Source organism: Rhizobium sp. 05N430, assembly GCF_056396985.1.
On the sequence record NZ_JBFTMO010000021.1, the window covers coordinates 15,687 to 36,045 of the forward strand.

At 59.0% G+C, this 20,359-nt stretch carries 19 protein-coding genes and 2 pseudogenes; 13 read left to right on the forward strand and 8 right to left on the reverse strand.

Translation table 11 applies throughout. The features are described from left to right. Positions 1–91 precede the first annotated feature (91 nt). Complete coding sequence (locus tag AC1DJO_RS26930) at positions 92–991, forward strand: LysR family transcriptional regulator (protein WP_112390181.1); 900 nt, start codon at positions 92–94, stop codon at positions 989–991. Positions 992–1,033: 42 nt separating this feature from the next. On the opposite strand, the gene AC1DJO_RS26935 is transcribed toward AC1DJO_RS26930, so the two are convergent. The 3 genes from AC1DJO_RS26935 to AC1DJO_RS26945 all read right to left on the reverse strand — a co-directional run bounded on the left by AC1DJO_RS26935 (position 1,034) and on the right by AC1DJO_RS26945 (position 3,156). Then, on the reverse strand, positions 1,034–1,360 hold the full coding sequence (locus AC1DJO_RS26935) for an Atu4866 domain-containing protein (RefSeq protein WP_112390182.1): 327 nt from the start codon (positions 1,358–1,360) through the stop codon (positions 1,034–1,036). Between the two features lie 96 nt (positions 1,361–1,456). Next, positions 1,457–2,002, reverse strand: coding sequence for a nuclear transport factor 2 family protein (locus AC1DJO_RS26940; RefSeq protein ID WP_477973879.1), 546 nt, complete (start codon positions 2,000–2,002; stop codon positions 1,457–1,459). A gap of 95 nt (positions 2,003–2,097) precedes the next feature. Then, entirely contained in the window at positions 2,098–3,156 is a 1,059-nt protein-coding gene (locus tag AC1DJO_RS26945; protein WP_112445831.1) for an aldo/keto reductase, read from the reverse strand. A gap of 95 nt (positions 3,157–3,251) precedes the next feature. Between AC1DJO_RS26945 and AC1DJO_RS26950 the strand changes: the two genes are divergently transcribed. The 3 genes from AC1DJO_RS26950 to AC1DJO_RS26960 all read left to right on the forward strand — a co-directional run bounded on the left by AC1DJO_RS26950 (position 3,252) and on the right by AC1DJO_RS26960 (position 5,566). Continuing rightward, a complete protein-coding gene (locus tag AC1DJO_RS26950; RefSeq protein WP_477973881.1) occupies positions 3,252–4,142 on the forward strand; it encodes a LysR family transcriptional regulator in 891 nt (296 codons plus the stop codon). Positions 4,143–4,302: 160 nt separating this feature from the next. Further along, positions 4,303–4,752 carry a MarR family winged helix-turn-helix transcriptional regulator gene (locus AC1DJO_RS26955; protein ID WP_112390708.1) on the forward strand — a complete coding sequence of 150 codons (450 nt, stop codon included), beginning with the start codon at positions 4,303–4,305 and terminating at the stop codon, positions 4,750–4,752. A 4-nt stretch (positions 4,753–4,756) separates the two neighbouring features. Further along, on the forward strand, positions 4,757–5,566 hold the full coding sequence (locus tag AC1DJO_RS26960; RefSeq protein WP_477973883.1) for an NAD-dependent epimerase/dehydratase family protein: 810 nt from the start codon (positions 4,757–4,759) through the stop codon (positions 5,564–5,566). Positions 5,567–6,559: 993 nt separating this feature from the next. Here the strand turns inward: AC1DJO_RS26960 and AC1DJO_RS26965 are convergent. The 4 genes and pseudogenes from AC1DJO_RS26965 to AC1DJO_RS26980 all read right to left on the reverse strand — a co-directional run bounded on the left by AC1DJO_RS26965 (position 6,560) and on the right by AC1DJO_RS26980 (position 10,408). Beyond that, positions 6,560–7,479 (reverse strand): annotated as a pseudogene (locus AC1DJO_RS26965) (nucleotidyl transferase AbiEii/AbiGii toxin family protein). Further along, on the reverse strand, positions 7,469–8,089 hold the full coding sequence (locus tag AC1DJO_RS26970) for a type IV toxin-antitoxin system AbiEi family antitoxin domain-containing protein (RefSeq protein WP_112390705.1): 621 nt from the start codon (positions 8,087–8,089) through the stop codon (positions 7,469–7,471). Before AC1DJO_RS26970 ends, AC1DJO_RS26965 begins: the two are co-directional and overlap by 11 nt. Before the next feature lie 649 nt (positions 8,090–8,738). After that, positions 8,739–9,110, reverse strand: coding sequence for a hypothetical protein (locus AC1DJO_RS26975; protein WP_477973885.1), 372 nt, complete (start codon positions 9,108–9,110; stop codon positions 8,739–8,741). 158 nt (positions 9,111–9,268) lie between these two features. Further along, entirely contained in the window at positions 9,269–10,408 is a 1,140-nt protein-coding gene (locus tag AC1DJO_RS26980) for an RHE_PE00001 family protein (protein WP_477973887.1), read from the reverse strand. A gap of 187 nt (positions 10,409–10,595) precedes the next feature. Between AC1DJO_RS26980 and AC1DJO_RS26985 the strand changes: the two genes are divergently transcribed. From AC1DJO_RS26985 to AC1DJO_RS27015, 7 genes and pseudogenes are all read left to right on the forward strand, one after another. Beyond that, positions 10,596–10,835 (forward strand): type II toxin-antitoxin system Phd/YefM family antitoxin, encoded by a 240-nt coding sequence (locus AC1DJO_RS26985; RefSeq protein ID WP_477973889.1) that lies wholly within the window; start codon positions 10,596–10,598, stop codon positions 10,833–10,835. Positions 10,836–11,045: 210 nt separating this feature from the next. Further along, complete coding sequence (locus AC1DJO_RS26990) at positions 11,046–11,249, forward strand: PIN domain-containing protein (protein WP_477831745.1); 204 nt, start codon at positions 11,046–11,048, stop codon at positions 11,247–11,249. Further along, positions 11,242–12,383 (forward strand): annotated as a pseudogene (locus AC1DJO_RS26995) (tyrosine-type recombinase/integrase). Before AC1DJO_RS26990 ends, AC1DJO_RS26995 begins: the two are co-directional and overlap by 8 nt. A gap of 1,335 nt (positions 12,384–13,718) precedes the next feature. Next, the gene (gene repA / locus AC1DJO_RS27000; protein ID WP_477973891.1) at positions 13,719–14,897 is read left to right on the forward strand and encodes a plasmid partitioning protein RepA; all 1,179 of its coding nucleotides are present in this window, start codon (positions 13,719–13,721) and stop codon (positions 14,895–14,897) included. Beyond that, a complete protein-coding gene (gene repB, locus AC1DJO_RS27005) occupies positions 14,894–15,895 on the forward strand; it encodes a plasmid partitioning protein RepB (protein WP_477973893.1) in 1,002 nt (333 codons plus the stop codon). Before repA ends, repB begins: the two co-directional genes overlap by 4 nt. Before the next feature lie 163 nt (positions 15,896–16,058). Further along, positions 16,059–17,270: a plasmid replication protein RepC gene (gene repC / locus AC1DJO_RS27010; protein ID WP_477973895.1), complete on the forward strand. Its 1,212-nt coding sequence runs from the start codon at positions 16,059–16,061 to the stop codon at positions 17,268–17,270. 835 nt (positions 17,271–18,105) lie between these two features. Continuing rightward, positions 18,106–18,990: a DUF3991 and toprim domain-containing protein gene (locus tag AC1DJO_RS27015; protein ID WP_477973896.1), complete on the forward strand. Its 885-nt coding sequence runs from the start codon at positions 18,106–18,108 to the stop codon at positions 18,988–18,990. Positions 18,991–19,252: 262 nt separating this feature from the next. On the opposite strand, the gene AC1DJO_RS27020 is transcribed toward AC1DJO_RS27015, so the two are convergent. After that, positions 19,253–19,612, reverse strand: a complete 360-nt coding sequence (locus AC1DJO_RS27020; RefSeq protein WP_112445765.1) for a PepSY domain-containing protein — start codon at positions 19,610–19,612, stop codon at positions 19,253–19,255. Between the two features lie 306 nt (positions 19,613–19,918). Between AC1DJO_RS27020 and AC1DJO_RS27025 the strand changes: the two genes are divergently transcribed. Both AC1DJO_RS27025 and AC1DJO_RS27030 read left to right on the forward strand, forming a co-directional pair. Continuing rightward, positions 19,919–20,098, forward strand: a complete 180-nt coding sequence (locus AC1DJO_RS27025; RefSeq protein ID WP_405049661.1) for a hypothetical protein — start codon at positions 19,919–19,921, stop codon at positions 20,096–20,098. Further along, positions 20,085–20,333: a hypothetical protein gene (locus tag AC1DJO_RS27030; protein ID WP_310301134.1), complete on the forward strand. Its 249-nt coding sequence runs from the start codon at positions 20,085–20,087 to the stop codon at positions 20,331–20,333. The genes AC1DJO_RS27025 and AC1DJO_RS27030 overlap by 14 nt, the downstream gene beginning before the upstream one ends. Positions 20,334–20,359 lie beyond the last annotated feature (26 nt).

The following is a 20,359-nucleotide window of genomic DNA, read 5'->3' on the forward strand; positions in this document are numbered from 1 at the left end:
TTTTCCTCATTGTTCATCTGCAAATGTAGATCCGGAGGATTGGTGCTATAAGATCTTCAATTTGGGATAACATGGTGAGGATAATTCACGAATGGTGCGCCCCAGCTTGAACGACCTTGCCGCCTTTGCCGCGGTGGCCAATCATCAGAGCTTCCGCAGGGCGGCCGATGTCATGGGTGTTTCGCGCTCCGCCCTCAGCCACACGATCATCGGATTAGAAGCAAAACTGGACGTCCGCCTCTTCAATCGGACGACACGCAGCGTGTCGCTGACCCAGGCTGGCGCTCGCCTGCTTGCACGCCTCGATCCCGTTCTTCAGGATCTTGACCACGCGCTCGATACGCTCTCGGAGGAGCGCGGTACCCCAAGCGGAGCACTACGCATCAATGCGAACAAGAGCGGTGCCCGCATCCTGCTTGCTGACGTCGTCCCACGATTTCTCGATCTTTATCCCGACGTCGAACTTGATCTCGTGTCTGAAGGTCGGCTCGTCGATATCGTGGAACAGGGTTTCGACGCGGGCGTCCGACTGCTGGAAGCTGTTCCCAAAGATATGGTCGCGGTAAAGTTTGCAGGCGACGTTCGCTTCATCGCCGTGGCAGCGCCGTTCTATCTCAAGGGCAAAGCCGGACTGCAGACACCTGACGACCTCAATGCGCATTGCTGTATTCGCCAGCGTCTGCCGAGCGGCAAACGCTATCGCTGGGAGTTCTCAAAACGAGGTGCCGAAATTGCGGTCGATGTGCCCGGCAATCTCACGCTCGATGACAGCGATCTTCTCGTCCAGGCGGCGGTGGACGGGCGCGGTATCGCATATGTACCTGAATACTTTGCCCGATCTTTACTCAAATCTGGCCAATTGGTGACTGTGCTCGATGACTGGTGTCCGCCTACACCCGGCTTGGCACTCTATTACCCTCGCAGCCGGCACGTGCCGTCACCGCTACGAGCCTTCATCGACCTCCTCCGAGAGGTGGACAGGTCGCGATGACAGGGCGGCGCTGAGTGGGCACCGCCCCTGTCAACTGGTATGTTAAGGCGTCGCTTGCTGACGTCGCAAGATCATGCCGCCATGGTGCAGTGTGTTGGCATCGACGAAATCGCCGTCGGCAGTAAAGCCCGTGTCGTCCCAGTATTCGATATGCGTCCCGTCGACTTCGTAGCGGCCTTGATAGGCCCGCTCGCGCTGGCCGCGGGCCTCGACATAGCGTCCGTTCGGCAGAAGTTCATGGCGAACCCGGTTGTCGTCGGTGACCCACATGCCGGCATAAGGATGGTTCGGATGCAAATTGGTCTCCTGTGCTTCTGCGGGTTGGATAGAAAGGGTGGCCGTGATGAGTGCAGCAAATGCCTGTCGCATGGTCTGGCTCCACTAAGGTTCTCGGTTTGGAGGCGATCGCGCATGGATGCTTGGTGCGGTTCGGCAGACGCACATCTGCCGAACCGCGGGCGTCGGTCATTGGGACCGCGGGGCGTTGTTGTCGACGACCTGCTGATAGGCAACAAGGTCCAGAAAGGCCTCCGCATTGACGACGAGGCCGTCCTTCATTTTGATTATCCAGACGAACTGGTTGCGATAAGGTGCGCCCGACATCGTGGTCGCTGTTCCGTCGAAGCGGATGATGACCGTGTCGCCGTCGGCGAAGATGTTGTGCACCTCCGGCGCGATCGGGGTCGCGAGCCGGCTGGTCAGAGGACGCGATGCCTGTTCGATGAAGTCCTTCTGGTTAAGATAGGTGCCAGCGACCGGTCCGGAACCATGGATCGTCCAGACGACATCGGGAGCGAGAAGTTCCGCGAAGACATAGGTGCCTCCACGCCACTTTTTGAAGGCGGCTTCTACGATCGCTTTGTTCCGTTGCTCGATCGCGGCACTGTCCGTAACCTGCGTTGCCGCGGTGTCGGCGAAGGCTGCGCCCGGCAGGGCGAGCGACAGCAATCCCAGTGCAATCAGAGCTGTTCGGCTCGCGCGGGCGATATGGTGGTACCTCGGGAGGGTCATGATATCGGTCCTTTCCTGTTGCTGAGGGTTTGTTGGGACCTATCGACTGGCATGAAGATCATGCACCGTCGACAGGCCCCACATCGTCTGAAGGGTCAGCCGCGGCGTTCGACCGCAGCGTTGCCGAAGATCAGTTGCTGGACGAGGGGACGTTGCGTGAAGCGAGCGGGAAAGACGGGGCTCGGGGCGCTGATCCGGTTTAAACGATCCAGTTGTTCCGGCGTCAGCAGCAGATCCAGAGCTCCAAGATTGTCTTCGGCCTGAGCGAACGTGCGGGCGCCGATGATGGGGGAGACGACCGTCGGATTGGCCAGCGTCCACGCAAGCGCCACTTGCGATGGTGTGGAGTTGACCTGCTCGGCGACGGCTCGAACCTCGTCCGCGATTTCGATTGCGCGCTCGTTCAGGTGACCGGACGACGCTATGACACCCTTGCGGCTGGCGGACACAGCCGCCTCTCGTGAATCTTCTACGTCGGCAAGGGAATATTTGCCTGTGAGGACGCCACCGCCGAGCGGTGACCACGGAAGCACCCCTAGGCCCAGAGCCTCAGCCGCCGGTATAAGCTCGTGCTCGACCGTCCGTTCCACGAGGCTGTATTCGATCTGCAGCGCCACGAAAGGCGACCAGCCGCGAATGTCGGCGAGCGTCTGCATTTGCGCAACGCGCCATCCAGGCGTGTTGCAAATGCCGAGATAGAGCACTTTTCCGGACCGAATGAGGTCGTCGAGCCCTCGCATGACCTCATCCGGCCGGGTCGTCATGTCCCACGCATGCAGATAAAGGAGGTCGATGCGATCCGTGGCGAGTTGCTTCAAGCTCTGCTCAACGGAGCGCACCATGTTCAGGCGGTGGTTACCGCCTGAGTTCGGGTTGGCCGGGTCGCGTGCCATCGTAAATTTCGTCGCAAGAACGATCCGCTCGCGCTTGTCGCCGATAAAGGTTCCTAGCAAACGTTCAGCGCCTCCATTGGTGTAGTTCACCGATGTATCGACGAAGTTACCGCCGCGATCGACATAGAGATCGAAGATGCGGCGGGCCTCATCGCCGTCCGCACCCCATCCCCACTCGGAACCGAAGGTCATCGTTCCCAAGCTCAATGGCGAAACGCGCAAACCCGACCTTCCAAGAAGTCTGTAGTGATCAAGCGTCATGTTGGCTGTCTCCTGTTAGTGAGACAAAGGTAGGCGTATCGATAAGATGGGACAACTTGCTCAATAGTGACCAAGCTGGTAATATTTACTAACCAATGACAATCGATCTGAACGGCATTTCTGTTTTCTTGGCGGTCGCCGAAGCGCGGAGCTTTCGCATTGCCGCGGAGAATTTGGGCGTCACCCGGCCAGCGGTCAGCCAGACCATCCGCCGTCTCGAAGATCGGCTGGGCGTCGCCCTGGTGCAGCGCACGACACGCAGCGTGGGTCTAACAGAGGCGGGCGAACGACTATATCAGCGCGTGGCGCCGGCAATTTCCGAAGTCGGAATGGCCCTTGACGCGACGGCGGACCGCGACAGCGCACCGAGCGGACTGTTGAGGCTGGCGGTGTCATCCATCGCCGAGCAGTTCATCTCCGGGCCGCTACTGGCGCGTTTCGCGGATGCCTTTCCAGCAGTTCAGGTTGACGTAACTGTAACGGACGAGGAATTCGACATCGTCGCGGAAGGCTATGACGCTGGGGTGCGGCTGGGCGAAGTCATCGATCAGGACATGATTGGCGTCCCCGTCTCGGGCGATCAGCGCCAGGGCGCCTTCGCCGCGCCTTCCTACATCGAGCGTTTCGGCAAGCCTGAGCATCCTTCGGAACTTTCGGCCCATCGTTGTATCGGCTGGCGCCCAGCGCCACACAGTGCGCCCTATCGCTGGGAGTTCGGGCAGAATGGACGTGAGTTCGACGTGGCTGTCGACCCGCAGATCACCACCAATGACATGTGGCTTATGATCCGCACAGCCTGTGCCGGCGGTGGCATCACCTTCGGTATGGAAGACACGTTCAAACGCTATGTCGCATCCGGTCAACTGGTCCCTCTCCTTCAGGACTATTGCCCACCCTTTGCCGGCTTCTTTCTCTACTACCCCAGCCGCCGCAATCTCGCTCCGAAACTGCGTGCACTCGTCGACCATGTGAAGCGGTGGCGATAGCGCTTGCCCATAAAGCCGCTGTCGTGGCCGAGCGCGACCGCTCAGCTTCCGATCCAGCAATCCGATATTGCCCAATCCGTAACCGATCGCCTAAGACTTGACATTCGTTTGCTACCTTGCGATTTTGGTTTGGTAGCGAACGAATTCACGGGTCTCTAACATGAGCGAACATGCGGACACCAAAAATCTCTCTGTCGGCGCATGGACGAAGCGGTGTTACTTCGCGGGCCGAGCCCTCATGGACGAGCGTCTGCGGCCTTTCGATCTGGGATCCACGCAATGGTATGTCCTCTGGTATCTCGTCAACAACGGCCCGTCCGTCCAACGAGACCTCGGCCGCGCACTTGAACTTGAACGCGCGACCTTGAGCGGGATTATTGCCACACTCGTCCGCAAGGATTTGGTCGCGCAGACCGCGGATGGAGGCGATCAGCGTCAACGTCTACTGAAGCTGACAGCCACAGGTGAGGCGCTGTGGCGCAGAATTCCTGATCTTTCTGTCATTCACGACGCCGCCTTCGGCGGGATCGACGAGGCCGACCTGGCCACGACTATCCGTGTCCTCAAATCTGCGACCGAACGACTGCAGACCCTGTTGCGAAAGGATTGAGTAAATGACCGTATTGATCACCGGAGCCACCGGGCTCGTTGGCGAGCGCCTTCTGCCGAGGCTGGTGGAGGCCGGCTATACTTGCCGCATCCTGCTCCGCGCGGGCAAGGACTGCCCTGAAGGAACAGAAGCCGTGACGGGCGATATTCGCGACCCTTCGACCCTGACGAACGCCGTCCAAGGGATTTCCGCTATCGTGCACCTCGCCGCCGTGTTTCGCACACAAGACACCGATCTCATCTGGAAGAGCAACCTCGATGGGACACGCAACTTGATCGCCGCTGTGAAGACCCACGCTCCCGACGCGCGGTTCATCATGTCTAGCACCAGCCATGTCTACAATAAGGACAATCCGCATCCGGGAAGAGAGGACGACCCGGTCGATCCTCAGCACGCCTATCCCGCAAGCAAGGTCGCCTCAGAAAAGGAACTGCGCGAAAGCGGGTTGAACTGGTCCACCCTTCGCTTCCCCTTCGTCTATGGCGACGGTGACGGACATCTTCAATCTCTTCCCAACCACGTCAGCACCTGGCATCCGGCCCAGCGCATGAGCACGATCCACCATCGTGACATCGCCCAGGCAGTCACGCTAGCGCTGGAGGGTGTATTCGATCGGCGCATCGTGAACTTGGCCGACGAGACGCCCTCCTCAATCTATGAACTTGCGGGCATGGTGGGGAAGCGCTTGGACTCAAGTAGCGAGCCTCTCTCAAATCCCTGGTATCTGCATGTCGATACGTCCCTCGCCCGCAGTCTGGGTTTTCATCCCAGAATCAGGACCGTCTACCAAGCTTGGCAGGAAGGAGTTTCGTAGGCGGGTCAAAGAACTTGGTGGCCGAGCTCGACATTTGGCCTGTTAGCGTCTGTTGCCTCAGCGGGTGACAGGCAAAGCCTATGGAACAACATCGGGGCGTTGTCCGCCTTGGCTAGGCATGTGACGGAGAGAATACGACGCGAGGACTTGTCGCATCAGAACCATCCGCCGTCTGGTGACCGACCGGAGGCATCGGCTATCTTAGCGGCACGATGTCCACCGCTTCAACGCTTAACTTTCCCAGGATCAGATCAGTAAGCCCTAAGATCGGCCTGCCTGGCGCTTATTCCCCACTGGAAACCGGACCGCCAAAACATTATCGAGAATGGATCCCCAAGATAAGATGGTAGGCAATCATGCAGCGTTCCCACAACCCACTTGCTAGAGTCATTCTGCATTGAATACCGGAGTGCCGGCGGGGTTTCCGCGTCTCAATGGGTATGTGATCATCCCAAATGAAGCCGTTGCGACGGTCGCCTACATAACCTGGATCGGGATCGAACGCTCTCCTTATCCAAAGCGCTCTTGCCTGAAAGACTTTGGCCTGATCGATCTTCCATTTCCACTGCGGAAGATGTCGTTATCGCCAGTGGGTACATTGACATCTCGGCGCGACCGCGCTTCGGGAATGACCAGATACGAACTCTCTCGTGGCGTGGTCGCATTTCCGTCAGTGGGGGACCAAGTCCTTATCCCGACACCCCCGCAGGTCGAAGCCATCGTGGGCGCGAGGGACGACGATAAGAGAGTCTGCCGAGCAGTAGGTTGAGGTGCTCTGCTTGGAAGACAGCAGAGAGCCACGGCTCGATGTGCTTTCGAGCACTATTGGTCAGAGAATCCAGTTCATCTGGGTCAGTGGGTAGATCGTCCCAGGCGCCAGAGTGGCTGCCTACGCGATAAAAGTGCTTCTTATCCATACTTCCCCCCAACCGCGACAGCGGCTCCTTTCTTCGTCAGTCGCACCATGCGGGACGGAGAAATTTTCTCGTTCCGCTACGCCTCATTGATTGCTTCCCCCGGCGACCACGGCCCGCTCGGCGGCCAAATTCGTTCTTCCTTCGATCCGACGACCAACGGCATCAAGAAGAGGCGAAGATCGGCGACGGTAGCGGCGAAAGCATCTGGTGCGGCTGCCATCCGGTCCCGGTCCAGGAAGGCGCGCCATTGAGCGGTCCATGCTTCCGCGAATTCATCGGTCAGACCGACCGGAACAACAGACGGGAGGACCGTTCCGCGTCGTTCGAAGGTCCGCTGAATTGCCTCGACAAGGGGAGCCTGGCGAAGTTCGAATGTTCGGGAGATCACCCAGAGATCATAAAAATCCTTGAGCCGGCTATTGGCCACGCCGAGCGTTACGAGCGCTTCGAATTTCTCGGCCACCACCGTTTCGACCGGATATGCGCGAAGGCGCGGCGTTGGGGCGTCCAGCAGGGTGGGGTAGTCGATCTCGACGGCCGCAGGTGTAATGGCGTCGCCGAAACCAATGTCGACCTGGATCGGAATACGCGCCCCGGCGATGGTTGCCGTTGTGCGGACCCGCACACCACCATATTCCGCCTCCTCACGGATCGGGGCCGCCATCAGCGCGGCGACATCAAACGTCACACCGTCATCGGCGACCGGCTGCGCACAAATGGCCCGGAAGGTTTCGGCAATTGCCTCGGCGTCGCTGTTGCCGTGGCCAAGCAGATCCAGATCGCGCGTGGGCCGAACGGATCGGCGACCCATGTCACGAAGAGCATCGCACCTTTGAGGATGAAGCGGTCGCGGTGCGGCGACGCGCTTTGCCGGTAGAGCAGACGCTCGAGCGCATATCGCGTCAGGAGAATCTGGAAATCCGATCGCTCGGCACGTGCCCGATCGAGGAGCCGCGCTCGCACTGATGCGCCGATGTTGCGAGGCTCACGCGGCATCAGACACCATTGCCTCAACGTAAGGACGCATGATCGACCAGACCCGCGCCTTGCGCGCGTAACGCCAGATTTGATCCGGTTTGCATCGGCGACGGCGGAGACCCTCGCGCAGTCCCTCCATCGCGACGTCGAGGCCGATCTTCGTCCGGTAGCGAAAGCAATCGACAATTGTCCTCGCCGGATCCGTGATGGGAACGTCGACATTTTCGATGCGGTGACGCTCGACCCCTTCGGTCAGTGCCCACCCAGTGAAGCGCACGAACCGAATAGGCGGATAATCGATCTTGGGCCGCCAGGCGGTACGGTTGATCGCCATCCATACAGCCGACGGCATTTGCAGCGTCAGTTCGTGGTACTGGAGGGCTGAAGTTAGGCAAATCACACCCTTTGGAACCAGAACTGCCGCCTCAGCGAGCGCATGGGCAGCCTCGACTTGTGCATCTGGGAGTTGATAAAGGCCCCGTGCCGGGCGGATGACCGCCTCCTCCCGGACCAGGCGCGCAAGCGTCTCTGGGCCGATACCTTCGGCAGCGAACTCTTTTAGCCGGAGCATGCCCCGAGCATCTAGGAGTTTCAGCGCACGGAGCCGCTGGTCGCTTTTGGATGACATGGCTCGTGATGTTTCCTATGCCTTTGCAGATTAAAGCAGAGGTTTTATCACGCGACGATCTTCGTGAAAAGTTTGATCATTGTCTTCAGGCCCGTAAGTTTCGCTATTTAGAATCGGAGCGTTCGTGGAGCCCCGGTTAGCTCGAAGAATTTCGATAAAAAGCGTTCACGGCTTGCTACAGGCGACAGGAACCTAACTTCGATATCTGCAGGCCTGATGGTCGACGGCCGTACCCAATAATCCGTGCCTTCGGGCATTACCTGTGCTTGCTCCGCCGCCAGAACGCGAAGGTCTGCTCGCTTAATCTCAGCCTTGGCATTTAAGTCAAGATGAAAGCGGCTACAAATAGCAGACTCGACATTCGACTCGATCTCTTTGTACTGGGGCAACAATTGCTTCAGAGGACGGGTAATGTCCCCAAGGAAAGCCTCGGCCGCGTCATGTAGGAGAGCTTCAAGCTTGTAGTTTTCAACTGTTTCGCTGACATAAAGCGAATGCTCAGCGACAGGTTAGAACTTCTTACATTGACCCGCGTAGCGACAAATATTCGAAAGACCTTGTGCAATATCAACAATTGTAAAAGTGCTGTTCCATGGATCTAATAAATCGAACCAGTTACAGCTGGCGAGCATAATACTAGGGCCAGATTTTACTTTGATAGCGATGTTCCGCCATCATGTATATCGATTGTTTCGTTCACAATGAGATGAAGTTCCAGGGCGGCTAATCGCTCAAGAACCGCCAAAACCTCTTCCACGTCTTTTAGACCGTAAACGAACTCTCTGCTTCGGGGACTGCTCGGTTCATAACTCCTGACATTGACCATCTTATCAGAGCTATGCTCCAATAGCGCATCAACCGCCTCTCGTGCACTCAAAAATAGATGGTTGGCATCAAAGCCGGAGACGCGACTATAACTTTGTGTAAGGGAGCCTTTTCCGTTTGGTCGAAACCCAACGAACTGGGCCACGTTCGCCGTTGCCGCAAGCGCGTTCAAAATCTCGTCTTTGTGCAGCACCATCGCAATGCCCTCTCTCTTCTGTCGGGCCGCTCTTATCGAAAAGTGGCGTCAGATAACAATGTTCTGACCTTTATTTCTCGCAATTACCTCCACGCGTGCGAGTTGACGGCGAGTGCCGACATCGATCAGGCCGCGGGTCAGCTGATCGGTTGCCGGGGTTAAACAAGTCCCCATGCCCGAAACCTCCCCCTCCCCGTCAACTCCCGCAGACCCAGCTCCAAAACAATCCGCCGCGCCGCCTGCGGCGTCACGTCAAGGGTCTTCGCCACCATGCCGCCCGACACCAATGGCTTCGCCATCACCAGCTCGACGAGCTCTGGCAGCTTTGACGACGTCCGTCGCCCCTCCAGTTTTCGGTCCATCATCGTTTTTGCAAGCGTCAGCCTGTCGTGCTCTTTCATGCCGATCTCGGCGACCGCCAAAAAACCGTGGGCGATGGCAAGCAGCCGGGTTTCGCGATCACTATGCCGGCGCCGATCGACGGGGATGGTTTTGAGGCCGAGATTGATTGCGGCGAGATGGGCGCCAGTCGTGATGCCGGCTTCCCGCAGGATAGAAGCAGCCAGAAGTCGGCCGAGCCATGGCGCGTGCTGAAGCACGGACAGCTCGTTCCAGGCATCGAGGGCGACGATCGCCTGCAGCATCGTCGGCAAGCCCTCAGCCTGCCGTAGCAAGACGCGCCATTCCCCCAACCTGGAATCCTCGTCCCAGTCTAGATCGTAAATCATCGGATCTTTGTCCTGAACGCCGCCACGCCCTAGTCGTTTGGCGCTCTCGATCGCAGCCTCCGATCGGGCGAGCACCGCATCGATGACGGCATAATCGACGCCGGGGAGATTTCCGATGTCGTCGTCGTCCTCCCCCTCCCCTTCCGAGTGGATCGCGGCCGTCGGCCAAATAAAATCGGCCGTCGTCGCCTTGTCCTCACCGCCCGACCCGATCTCCGAGGTTTTCCGCAGAGAGCAGATGCCGTCGGAAGAGAGCGCCCAATCCGGGGATTGGCCGGCGATCCGCCGACGCGTGCGCAGGACGTCGCGGGCGATTGTCAGCTCATGGGTCGGCGTGCGAATGTCCTTCGTGGCGTCGTGGAGGACGAGGTCTTCGAGATGGACGAGTTCACCGTCGATCCACAGCGAGGCGCAGGCGTCAGTGAAATGGGTGCGCTCAATCCAGCCGGCGCCGACCGGCGAACGGGCGATGCGCTCGTCCAGACGCGCGAGTTCGACACCGGCCCGAAATGCCGGCTCCAACAAGGGTGTCATGCTGATTTTCGCAAGATCGTAAGCCATTGAAATCATGGTAAATGATTTCGTAAAGGAACGCTATTGGAATATTACGGTTCCTCACATGGTATGATTGTCGGTTGAGACTATAACCATCGATAAGTGCCCCTTATCGATGGTTATGACACCATATTGTTGACCAACACGCAACGCGAGCATACTTTAAGTGCTCGGAACCAACCTAAATAGGCTCCGTTGCAAAGTGACGACGACAGTTACGATCTCTGAGGCTAAGACCCATCTTTCCGAGCTGCTAGTTCGTGTTGAAGCTGGCGAAGATCTCAACATCACACGCGGCAACGATCCAGTCGCGCATGTCAAGTGTGCACGCAAGCCTACCGACTTACAATTGCTGCTCGCTGAAGTCCGGGCATCGCGTCTGAAAGCTGCCGTCTCCACCCACGAGGAAATCTTGTCGTGGCGCGACGAAGGACGCCGCTGATGGCATTTCGTCGTTTACGCCTCGCTCGCCGCCGCCTGGCTTTTGCCGGAAGAGTATTCTGAAGCAGCGGAGACAGCCATTGCCTCGATTCGGAGCCCTGCCCGATGCCGTCACTGTTCTGGTTGGGGATTCGTAACATTTTGACTTTGTCCGAGAGGCGCGGCCGGGTCCGGCCGGGTGGTGCGCTTGTTGATGGAGCGTGTCCGCCGGTTGCCGCTCTACGACGCCGGGATTGGCGGCGACAGTTCGGTTCTTCTGTTGGCAGCCAGCTATACGCTGAGCGCTTACGATGCTGCGTATTTGGCGCGTGCCCTCAATCGATGCATTCGCCTCGCAACGCTGGACCGCGAGCTGTCTGCTGCTGCGCGCAAGGAAGGGGTAGCGGTTCTCGGCCCTTTCTCACACAGTGAATGACTGTACAGCCTCCGATGTCGTTAGCCGCCGGGCGATCGAACTCGGCACACTCGCCGCGGTCCTGCCGATCGAGCGACGGGATGAGCTAGCAGAGCTGCTGACCGACCAGGACGTCGAAACCCTTCGTCATCTGGTCAATGAGGGCATGGGCGCAACTCCCTGCGGGCTCTCACATTGGATCTATCCTATCTGCAGGCATGGGCGCTGGCTGCGACGTGAAGCGCCCTGCCCTGGCCCACACCCGAAGCGCTGCTTCTCAAGTTCGTTGCCCATCATCTTTGGTTGCCGGAGAAGCGCGAGACCGATCCCAACCACGGCATGCCTGCAGATGTCGAATTGAATTTGCGTGACGGAGGCTTCCTGCGCGTGACAGGCCCACACTCGCCTTCGACCGTTCGGCGCCGTCTTGCGCACTGGTCGACGCTGACGAAGTGGCGCGGCCTAGATGGAGTCTTCGCCTCCCCTGCCCTGAAGTCGGCGATCCGGCTTCAGTGCGTGCCGCCGGGCGACCGCGTCAGCGTAAAAGCAGGAAGGCGTTGACGGGCGATGTTGTCGCCCGCCTGATTGCCACCTGTGCCGGCGGAAGTCTGCGCGACCTTCGTGACCGCGCCGTGCTCATGGTTGCCTTTGGATCGGGTGGCCGCCGGCGTAGCGAGTTCGCTTCATTGCGCTATGACCAGATTGCCCGGCTATCCCGTCGAGCTCAACGACGGGACGAAGCTTCCGTCGATCTCGATCGATCTTGGCCGCACCAAGACGAGCGATGGCAGCCGTGAAGAGATCGTCTTTCTCACCGGAGCGCCAGTCGATGCGCTGGATGCCTGGTTGGCGGCAGCCAAAATTCAAAAGGGCGGCGTCTTCCGCGCAATCGACCAATGGGGCAACATCTCCCGGCGGGCAATCGATGCGCAGTCGATCAATGCCATCGTCAAGCAGCGGGCCGAGAGCGCCGGTTTGGAACCCAGCGACTATTCCGCTCACGGCCTGCGCTCGGGCTTCCTAACGGAGGCTGCGCTGCGCAATGTCTCTCTTCTCGAGGCGATGGACCAGTCCCGCCATCGTTCGATGCAGCAGGCAGGCAGCTACTATAATGATGGACGTCGCAAGACCGGACTGGCCGCACGGTTACTCTGATCGCCGTGGGATTGGCCCTGGCCGGAAGGGTCAGTGTCAAAAGTTCCCCGCGGGGAACTTTTTTAAAGTGGGTGCCGAACCCTTCGATGCTGCAGCTTACGGCCTGCCTCGAGGCCGTCTCGCTCCCAGCAGAAAAACCCGCCAGCGGAATTCTCTAACTGGACGCTTTACCCTCACTGTCCGGCCCAGGCTGCCGGTGGACCGAGCGCAAGAAGCGGTGCAATCCGTTCGCGCCCGGCGATCGCATCGCCGTCATTCCGAATGCCACAATTTGAAGCGCATTGGAAAAGTTCCCCGCGGGGAACTTTTGGGCTCCGTCCATCCGCCCTCGCATTTTGCCGCGCCAAACAGTGAAGCTGCCGGAACGTCAAGCGCACCACGGTGTCCGCCCTCTCCGGATCCGCGCCTCTCACTTCGACCGACTGCCTACTCGGGCAGTATCCAGCGCTTTGCCGCCACTCGAAATCCTGAAAGTTCCCCGCGGGGAACTTTGGTGCCATCGACTGTAGGAGACAGATTTCCCAGTCTCAATCAACTCGAGCAGCGGCGGCGTTCGCGATGCTCAAGACTGCCATCGATAAGCCTCCCCCCGGACAGAGATTGCACTCAAGCCCCGTGCTTGGTGCCCGCACTCTCAATAAGTTCCCCGCGGGGAACTTTTCAGAATTTGACTAAACCAAAGCCGTCGAAAGGCTGACGGGTCGCGCAAATGTCCCCGAGCAGGAGAGGGGGCTGATACGCGAAGCACTCTTTTCCAACCATCGTCTCCCCTCGCCTGACCAAAACCGCGTGGTTGCCATGTAACCCGGACCGACGCTCAGTACCCGCCGCACGCCCTCCGCCAGACCCGGCTACAAGACCAAGAGCGAAACGTCCCGCGGGAGCGCCTTTCTCGGGATGGCCGGTGTGGCGCAGAACCCGGCCTGCGCTCCAGCAATGGGCAATGATAATGTGGCGCCCGCCGTCCGATCGAAAAGTTCCCCGCGGGGAACTTTTGGCCGCCCGCCGCAAAACGGTTGTCGTAAGACGGGCGCTGGCCAAAGTTAGAGTATCCAAGTTACCCCTGCGTTGCCGCATTGGGACAGACTACTCTGTCACTATCTCTATTGATCGTTACCCGACCAGAAAGTTCCCCGCGGGGAACTTTCTGTCGGACAGCAAAATCATATCAATGAATTGCCGCTTGAGGCCATTTGCCGGTGCATGCGAATCGCGATACCTCTCTAACTACGGAAAATATGCGAATTATCGTTCTTTCGCGAAACAACGGCCGGTGTAACGCTTCGTTAACCACAAGCGGCGCTAAATTGTCCGGAACGAACCGAGGGAAATCCAGTGAATCGGCATCTAAGCAGTCTCGATTTTATGCAGAGCTTCTCGAGCAAGCTCGACTTTGCTCTTCAAAACCTGAGCATGGCGCAATATCCGCCCGACGCGCGCCGCGAAATGCGCAAGTTCTCCTCATCGGAGGCGGCCGCCCTTCTCGAAGTGTCCGAAGCCTACATTCGCCAGATCGTCCTCAAGGACAAGGGTCCGACCCCCGAGGTCACCCCGAACGGACGGCGTATGTACTCGCTGGACCAGGTTCTCGAGCTGCGCATGACGCTTGCCGAGAAGGGTCGCAAGAAATACATGAACCCGCGCCGCGTTGAAGGCGAGGAATGCCAGATCATCGCCGTCACCAATTTCAAGGGCGGGTCGAGCAAGACCTCGACGACGATCCATCTCGGCCATTATCTAGCGCTTCGCGGCTACCGCGTGCTTGCGGTCGATCTCGATCCGCAGGCCTCGCTGACAAGCCTGCACGGCAATCTTCCCGATTTTGATCCGCGCGAAGACGACACGCTTTATGCGGCGATCCGCTTTTCCGAGCAGCGCCTGACGAAAGACCTGATCCACAAGACCCACATCACCGGCTTCGATGTCATCTGCGCCGGTCTCGACCTCACAGAGTTCGAAACCGCCGTGGCCCTGGAGATGCGCAGGGCAGGGGGGACAAGTTTCCTCTTGCGGGTCTCCCAAGCGCTCGAACAGGTTGCCGACGACTACGACGTTATCCTGATGGATTCAGCACCGTCGCTCAACTTCCTGACGCTGTCTTCACTGACGGCAGCCACCGGCGTCATCATTCCGGTTCCGGCTCACATGCTCGATGTCGATTCAACCGGCAAGTTCCTGGAGCTGGCTGCCACCTACATGCAGATCCTCAGCGAAATGGGTGCTCCGGCGCAGTGGGACTTCGCAAAGTTCCTCGTCACCAAATTCGAGGCGAACGATCACCCGCAGGCCAACATGACGGCACTGATGCGCCAAGTATTCGGTGATGACCTCCTTCTCAACATGGTGTCCAAATCCACAGCCGTCGCCGACGCTCTGACCTGGAAGCAGAGCCTCTACGAAGTGCAGCGTGCCAGGTTCTCGGCGCCGAAGACCTACGACCGCGCGATGGAATCGATCAACGCTGCCAATAGCGAGATCGAAAAGCTGCTCTGGGCAGCATGGGGGCGTGAATGAGCCGCAAAGATTCCCGTGGTATGTTCGCGAACGTCCTTGGAGGCCTCGACCAGCCTGCACCGAGCGTAGCGCCGGTTGCGGGCCGAACCCCGTCTCCACATCTGATGAAGGTTGCAGCCGGTGTTCGCCAGATTCAGGAAAAGGGCGAGGCGCTCGATCAACTTCTGAAGGACGGCGACCATATTATCGAGGTCGATCCGTCCGACGTAGCGCCATCGGCGATCCCTGACCGCTTCGACGGTGCCTATGAAGGATCTGCGATCGAAGCCATCAAGGAATCCATCAAGGAGCGCGGGCAGATCGTTCCAGGCCTCGTGCGTCCCCTCAAGGATGGCAGCAAGCCCTACCAGATCGTTTTCGGCCGCAGGCGCCTGGCTGCAGCCGCCGCGCTCGGCATCAAGTTCAGGGCGATCCTTCGTGAGTTGCCCGACGAGGAAGCAATCGTCCGTCAGGGCGAGGAAAATACCAACCGCAACGACCTCAGCTTCATCGAGAAATGCGTTTTCGCTCTTGCCCAGGAAGAGGCAGGCTATCGCCGCGATACGATCTGCGCATCGTTGTCGACGAAGAAGTCCCACCTTTCAGAAATGCTGAAGATCGCCTCTGCCATTCCGCGAGCTATCCTATTCGCAATCGGCCCTGCACCAGAAGTTGGGCGCCGGCGCTGGCTGGCATTCGCGGAGACTTTTGCTATTCGCCAGGACGCTGCAGAGCGCGTTTCCGGTCGCCTGGCCGATCACAGCCAGCCAGACACCAATCTGCGCTTCCAGGTGGCCTCTATGGCCCTGCAGGACAAGGTACCGGTGGCAAATGAGACTGAGGCCGCGCCGAGCGAAATCAGGGCCAATGGCTTCGTGCTCGCGACAGTGTCTTATCCGAGTTCTGGCCCACGGATCAGCTTTACCAAAGCTGTCCCGGCAGAGTTCGTCGATTTCCTGAATAATCGCATGGAAGCGCTGCACAGCGAATTCGTGCGAAGCACTCAACCCAAACAATAGAGGTCGAACCGCGCAAAAGAAAAAGGCCCCCAAACGTCGCCGTCGTGGAAGCCCTTCTCGATCTTAAGCAAATCAAGAATCGCATTTCCTCGAATCACAGTCAAGAGTCTAGGCGCCATTTTGGTGAGCGGATTTCTTTTGCCTCAACGCAGGTGAAAGAAAGATGGATACGACATATGTGACGACGCCTGTCGGGCGGCGGCCGATGACGCTTGCCATGATGCTGACGCAGCGCAAGGCCAGTGCCTTGCCGAAAGGCGAGAGCCGCAACAAATGGAAGCTTTTCAGATCGGTCTGCGAAGCACGCCGCGAGCTTGAAGTAACCGATCGCGCCCTCACGGTGCTCGATGCGCTCCTGACGTTTCTCCCTGAGGATGAGATGTCAACCAGTACTTCCCTCGTGGTGTTCCCCTCAAATGTCCAGCTCTCCATTCGGGCGCGCGGCATGACCCCGGCAACCCTGCGGCGGCATCTCGCCATGCTCGTCGATGCCGGTCTGATCGCCAGGAAGGACAGCCCCAATGGCAAGCGCTACGCCCGGCGGGGTAGGGGAGGGGAGATCGACGAGGCTTTCGGCTTCAATCTCGCTCCATTGCTGGCCCGCGCTGAAGAGATCGAGAGGTTAGCCGCTCGCATTCAATTGGATCGCGAACGGCTCCGTATCGCCAAGGAGCGCGTGTCGATTTGCCGACGCGATATCGCAAAACTCATCTCGGCAGCCGAGCTCGAAGATGCGCCAGGTGACTGGGCACCCCTTTACGTGCAGTTCCGCAGCGTCATTGACAGCTTGCCGCGTCAGGCCACGCTGATGCAAGTTGAGACCGCCTTGCGACAGCTTGAAGACATCCGCACCGCAATCGTCAACCAATTGGAAAATCACGTAAAAGCACAGAATATATGCGCCAATGAATCGCAGCGTGAGCGCCACATACAGGATTCAGATCCAGAATCCCATTTTGAAATTGAACGCTCCCGCAACCATGATCGGCCAGCGCCAACGGTAAATGTTGGAGACCGAAAAAGCGCGGAAGATAACCCAGTCAGGCCGCTGAGCCTGGCAGCCGTCCTCCAAGCATGCCCACAGGTCGGTGCCTACGGACCCGGCGGCACTATTCGAAACTGGTCGGATCTCGCATCTGCATCAAGCATCGTCCGCACAATGCTCGGCATCAGCAACTCGGCCTTCCACGATGCAGTCGCGGCAATGGGAGCCGAAAGCGCGTCGATCGTTACTGCCTGCATTCTCGAAAACGCCGAGCGCATCACGTCGCCTGGCGGATATCTTCGCAGCCTTACCCTCAAAGCGCGACACCATTCCTTCACTCCAGCTCCCATGCTTCACGCACTGTTGCGGTCGCGAGATACAGGCGGTTGACCCTTTTGCCATGTCAGGCGCCAATTCAGGCGCGAGACTTTGCGATCAGATGGATGTCCGTTTTAAGAATGAATAGCTATGACGGAAATAAACCCCGACTTCGCTTCTGGTTAACAGGAGATATACAGGCTGATCAGACCCCTAGATCGCGCATCTAAGTGGCACAGGTTGCTCACTCGCGAAGCATTTCGAACTTTATAGGCCGCCGCCTCGGTTTTCCGGGACGGCAGACGATCCCTCGTGTCACACGTTGGATAGATAGCACAATTGTCGACTCCTCGATACCGCCTTCGGGAGGGGTTCAGCTTTCCGTCGGACCGAGAGACGATCGCCTGTCACTCGACCGGCAGTTTCAAAAAGGGATGACGCGATTTTCTGCTTCGGTCAGGTATCGCGACCGTAGCCAACTCGGCCAAAAATTTTGATCTATCAAGCCTCGCTAACTCGACACGCTGCTTAAGGATCGCGTTGCCTCAGTAGGCAAGGAGCGCTCTGATCGGGAGCAGTCGATCCCGCCTCCCCTATGGGCCACTATGTTGAGGCTCCTGCGGCTGCCCTTCGCCCGATCCCGCGCGGCGAGAATTACCGAAATCCCGCCCTGCGGGCGGCGCTATGCTGATTTCTCCGATACTCTTCATCTTCGTTGGCGGCGCTGCCGCCGTACGGTCTCGCAGGCGAGACCTGCGTAGCGCTTGCGGCTTACTGGCCGCAAGGGAAGCTGCGCCGCGCCGATACTTTCCTTCTCGCACGTCCTGTCATCGCGCCCTTGCAGCCACGGCCTTCGCGCGGGGGAGGGGTATAGCCCCAGTCAAAGGAGGGGAGAAAGGAGACAAACATGGATCGGATCAAGCTCGAGAGATTACGCGGCCTCGTGTCCTGCGAGGCGGTATTGCTGCAGGCAGGTTTTGTCCTTGACGAGAAGGAGAGCAGCCGGCGTGCCCGTAAATTCCGGCGCAGCCCCGAAATTCTGATCGTTACCCACGCCGGCGCCGGCTGGTTCGATCCGCTCTCGGATCACAAGGGAGACGTTTTTGCGCTTGCAGGTTTTCTTAAAGGGATTTCGTTCCCCGCCGCCGTCGAGCGTATCTGCGAATTGGCCGGGAGAAACACGCCGTCATTTGTACCGCGTCATTCACCAGACAGACCCGTTGCCACCGCGCCGGTGCTCGAACGGTGGCAAAACCGGCCGCTCATGACACCGGTATCGCCCGGCTTCCGGTACCTGACTGAGGCGAGAGCATTGCCGGGGCCCATCCTAAGACGCGCGATCAGGGCCGACCGGATCCGGCAGGGACCATTTGCCAGTGCATGGTTTCGCCACGACGACGATGCCGGCAATGTCTCGGGTTGGGAGGAACGCGGTCCGGATTGGCGCGGCTTTTCGACGGGAGGCACCAAGACGCTATTCTGCTTCGGTGCCCGCAATGCTCCCCGCGTCTGCATAACGGAGGCGGCGATCGATGCCTTGAGCCTGGCCGCTCTCGAAGGAGCACGGGGCGACACGCTCTATGCCAGCACCGGAGGAGGTTGGGCGCCGGCGGTTGCGCACCATATAGAGGCGATCACCACCGGTCGGATGCTGGTTGCAGCGACAGATGCCGATCCGCAGGGCGAGGTCTATGCTGACAGGCTGCGCAATATTGCCGATCACCTCGGGTGTGACTTCGTGCGTCTCAGACCCCATGCACAAGACTGGAACGAAGAGTTGAGAGCACAGTAAGGATTGCGCATACGCTCAACAACGCTTCAAGGGTGAAGGCGAGTCCGCCGGGATCTCGGCAGCAATCTGGCGTCGGCCATCAGCCCCGCCAACGATGGCTCGCTCGCTCCAGGTTCCAATACCAGCCCGTCCGCAACGCCTTTCGGCGCACCGATAGTGAATTTCAAGGAGGAGCGGCAATAGGGGAAGCGTCATTGCGGGTCCCGAGGATAAAGCGAAAGAGCGACTGCGGAGCGCAAGGCCCGCAGCCGCTCAAATGGAGTTATTTGACGTCTTCGCCGCCGTTGTCCTGCAGGTCGGGCGCGGCGGTCGGTTCGCCGCTGACACCATCGACCGCGACCGTCTGAGAGCCCTTGTCGGTCATGAGTTCGACCTCGAAGGCAGCACTGGCCTGCTCATTATCAAGCGCGGCGTTGACGGCCTTGCCGCCGAACTTCTTCTCGGCGGCATCGACAGCCTGGGAGAGGCTGATCTTTGCCCCCGACAGCTCCGAATATTCGGCAGTGTCGTCCTTGCCGTTTTGCTGGTCCGCGGCCTGGCCGAACGTCGGCATTGCAAGCCCGATGGCGCCGGCTGCGATCATCGCCGCCATGGCGGCCTTGAGAGAGCGATAGTGGTTCATCTTCTTCTCCTTGTGGTGCCCGTCATTGGGACGCAAGGAGCCTGCAACACGCAGTTTGAGGTTTCCTTTCCGTGATTATACGGATCGGTAACGTGGACGCCTGTGACTTTACAAATCCGTATGGATGCAGACAGGAACGGGAGAACTTCGAAGCGCAGGTTCATGGCCTGATCATTGCGTTTTTAGGCTCCCATGAACGTGCACTCCAGTACTCAGGCGTCCATCAATGACCTGAGCACCACACTCAATTCCTGACTTTCGGTCTATCTGATCAATCTGGACCGATCGCCTGAGCGTCGCTTTCGGATGGAGGCGCGGGTACTCAACAGGGGTTTGGACTTTGAACGTATTTCCGCGCTCGACGGGCGCGAGATCACGATGCCCCTCTCAACATTCGACGAAGCGGCACGGCCGAAAGCCGAACCCTTTCGAGATCGGGTGTTTCCTCAGCCATGTCGAATGGGCGTAGAGAATGCAGAATTCTAGAGCGGCCCATGCTCTCATCCTCGAGGACGCTCTCCTCTTCGAAGAGGATCTCGTGGCGGCACTCAGCGCGGCGCTCGACGAGCAGAGGGAGTCGGACATCCTCCGTCTCTCGATTGTCAATCGCGGCCGGAAGTTCAAACTGAAGCCGCTTACGCCCTATCGCGGCCTGGCTATTTCCCTGACGCGCGAGAAGGGGTCGGGCGCCTATCTCATCAATCGCAGAGCTGCAAAGTAGATCGTTGATGAGCTTGTTCCGATGCG

Excerpts from the sequence above, each read along its gene's own strand:
- AC1DJO_RS26950 (WP_477973881.1), top strand. The coding sequence starts at position 3,252 with ATGACAATCGATCTGAACGGCATTTCTGTTTTCTTGGCGGTCGCCGAA.
- AC1DJO_RS26970 (WP_112390705.1), bottom strand. The coding sequence starts at position 8,089 with ATGTCATCCAAAAGCGACCAGCGGCTCCGTGCGCTGAAACTCCTAGAT.
- AC1DJO_RS27015 (WP_477973896.1), top strand. The coding sequence starts at position 18,106 with ATGGATCGGATCAAGCTCGAGAGATTACGCGGCCTCGTGTCCTGCGAG.
- AC1DJO_RS27025 (WP_405049661.1), top strand. The coding sequence starts at position 19,919 with ATGGAGGCGCGGGTACTCAACAGGGGTTTGGACTTTGAACGTATTTCC.
- AC1DJO_RS26980 (WP_477973887.1), bottom strand. The coding sequence starts at position 10,408 with ATGATTTCAATGGCTTACGATCTTGCGAAAATCAGCATGACACCCTTG.
- AC1DJO_RS26935 (WP_112390182.1), bottom strand. The coding sequence starts at position 1,360 with ATGCGACAGGCATTTGCTGCACTCATCACGGCCACCCTTTCTATCCAA.
- AC1DJO_RS26975 (WP_477973885.1), bottom strand. The coding sequence starts at position 9,110 with ATGGTGCTGCACAAAGACGAGATTTTGAACGCGCTTGCGGCAACGGCG.
- AC1DJO_RS27020 (WP_112445765.1), bottom strand. The coding sequence starts at position 19,612 with ATGAACCACTATCGCTCTCTCAAGGCCGCCATGGCGGCGATGATCGCA.
- AC1DJO_RS26960 (WP_477973883.1), top strand. The coding sequence starts at position 4,757 with ATGACCGTATTGATCACCGGAGCCACCGGGCTCGTTGGCGAGCGCCTT.
- AC1DJO_RS26940 (WP_477973879.1), bottom strand. The coding sequence starts at position 2,002 with ATGACCCTCCCGAGGTACCACCATATCGCCCGCGCGAGCCGAACAGCT.
- repC (WP_477973895.1), top strand. The coding sequence starts at position 16,059 with ATGGATACGACATATGTGACGACGCCTGTCGGGCGGCGGCCGATGACG.
- AC1DJO_RS26945 (WP_112445831.1), bottom strand. The coding sequence starts at position 3,156 with ATGACGCTTGATCACTACAGACTTCTTGGAAGGTCGGGTTTGCGCGTT.
- AC1DJO_RS26930 (WP_112390181.1), top strand. The coding sequence starts at position 92 with ATGGTGCGCCCCAGCTTGAACGACCTTGCCGCCTTTGCCGCGGTGGCC.
- repB (WP_477973893.1), top strand. The coding sequence starts at position 14,894 with ATGAGCCGCAAAGATTCCCGTGGTATGTTCGCGAACGTCCTTGGAGGC.
- AC1DJO_RS26955 (WP_112390708.1), top strand. The coding sequence starts at position 4,303 with ATGAGCGAACATGCGGACACCAAAAATCTCTCTGTCGGCGCATGGACG.
- AC1DJO_RS27030 (WP_310301134.1), top strand. The coding sequence starts at position 20,085 with ATGCAGAATTCTAGAGCGGCCCATGCTCTCATCCTCGAGGACGCTCTC.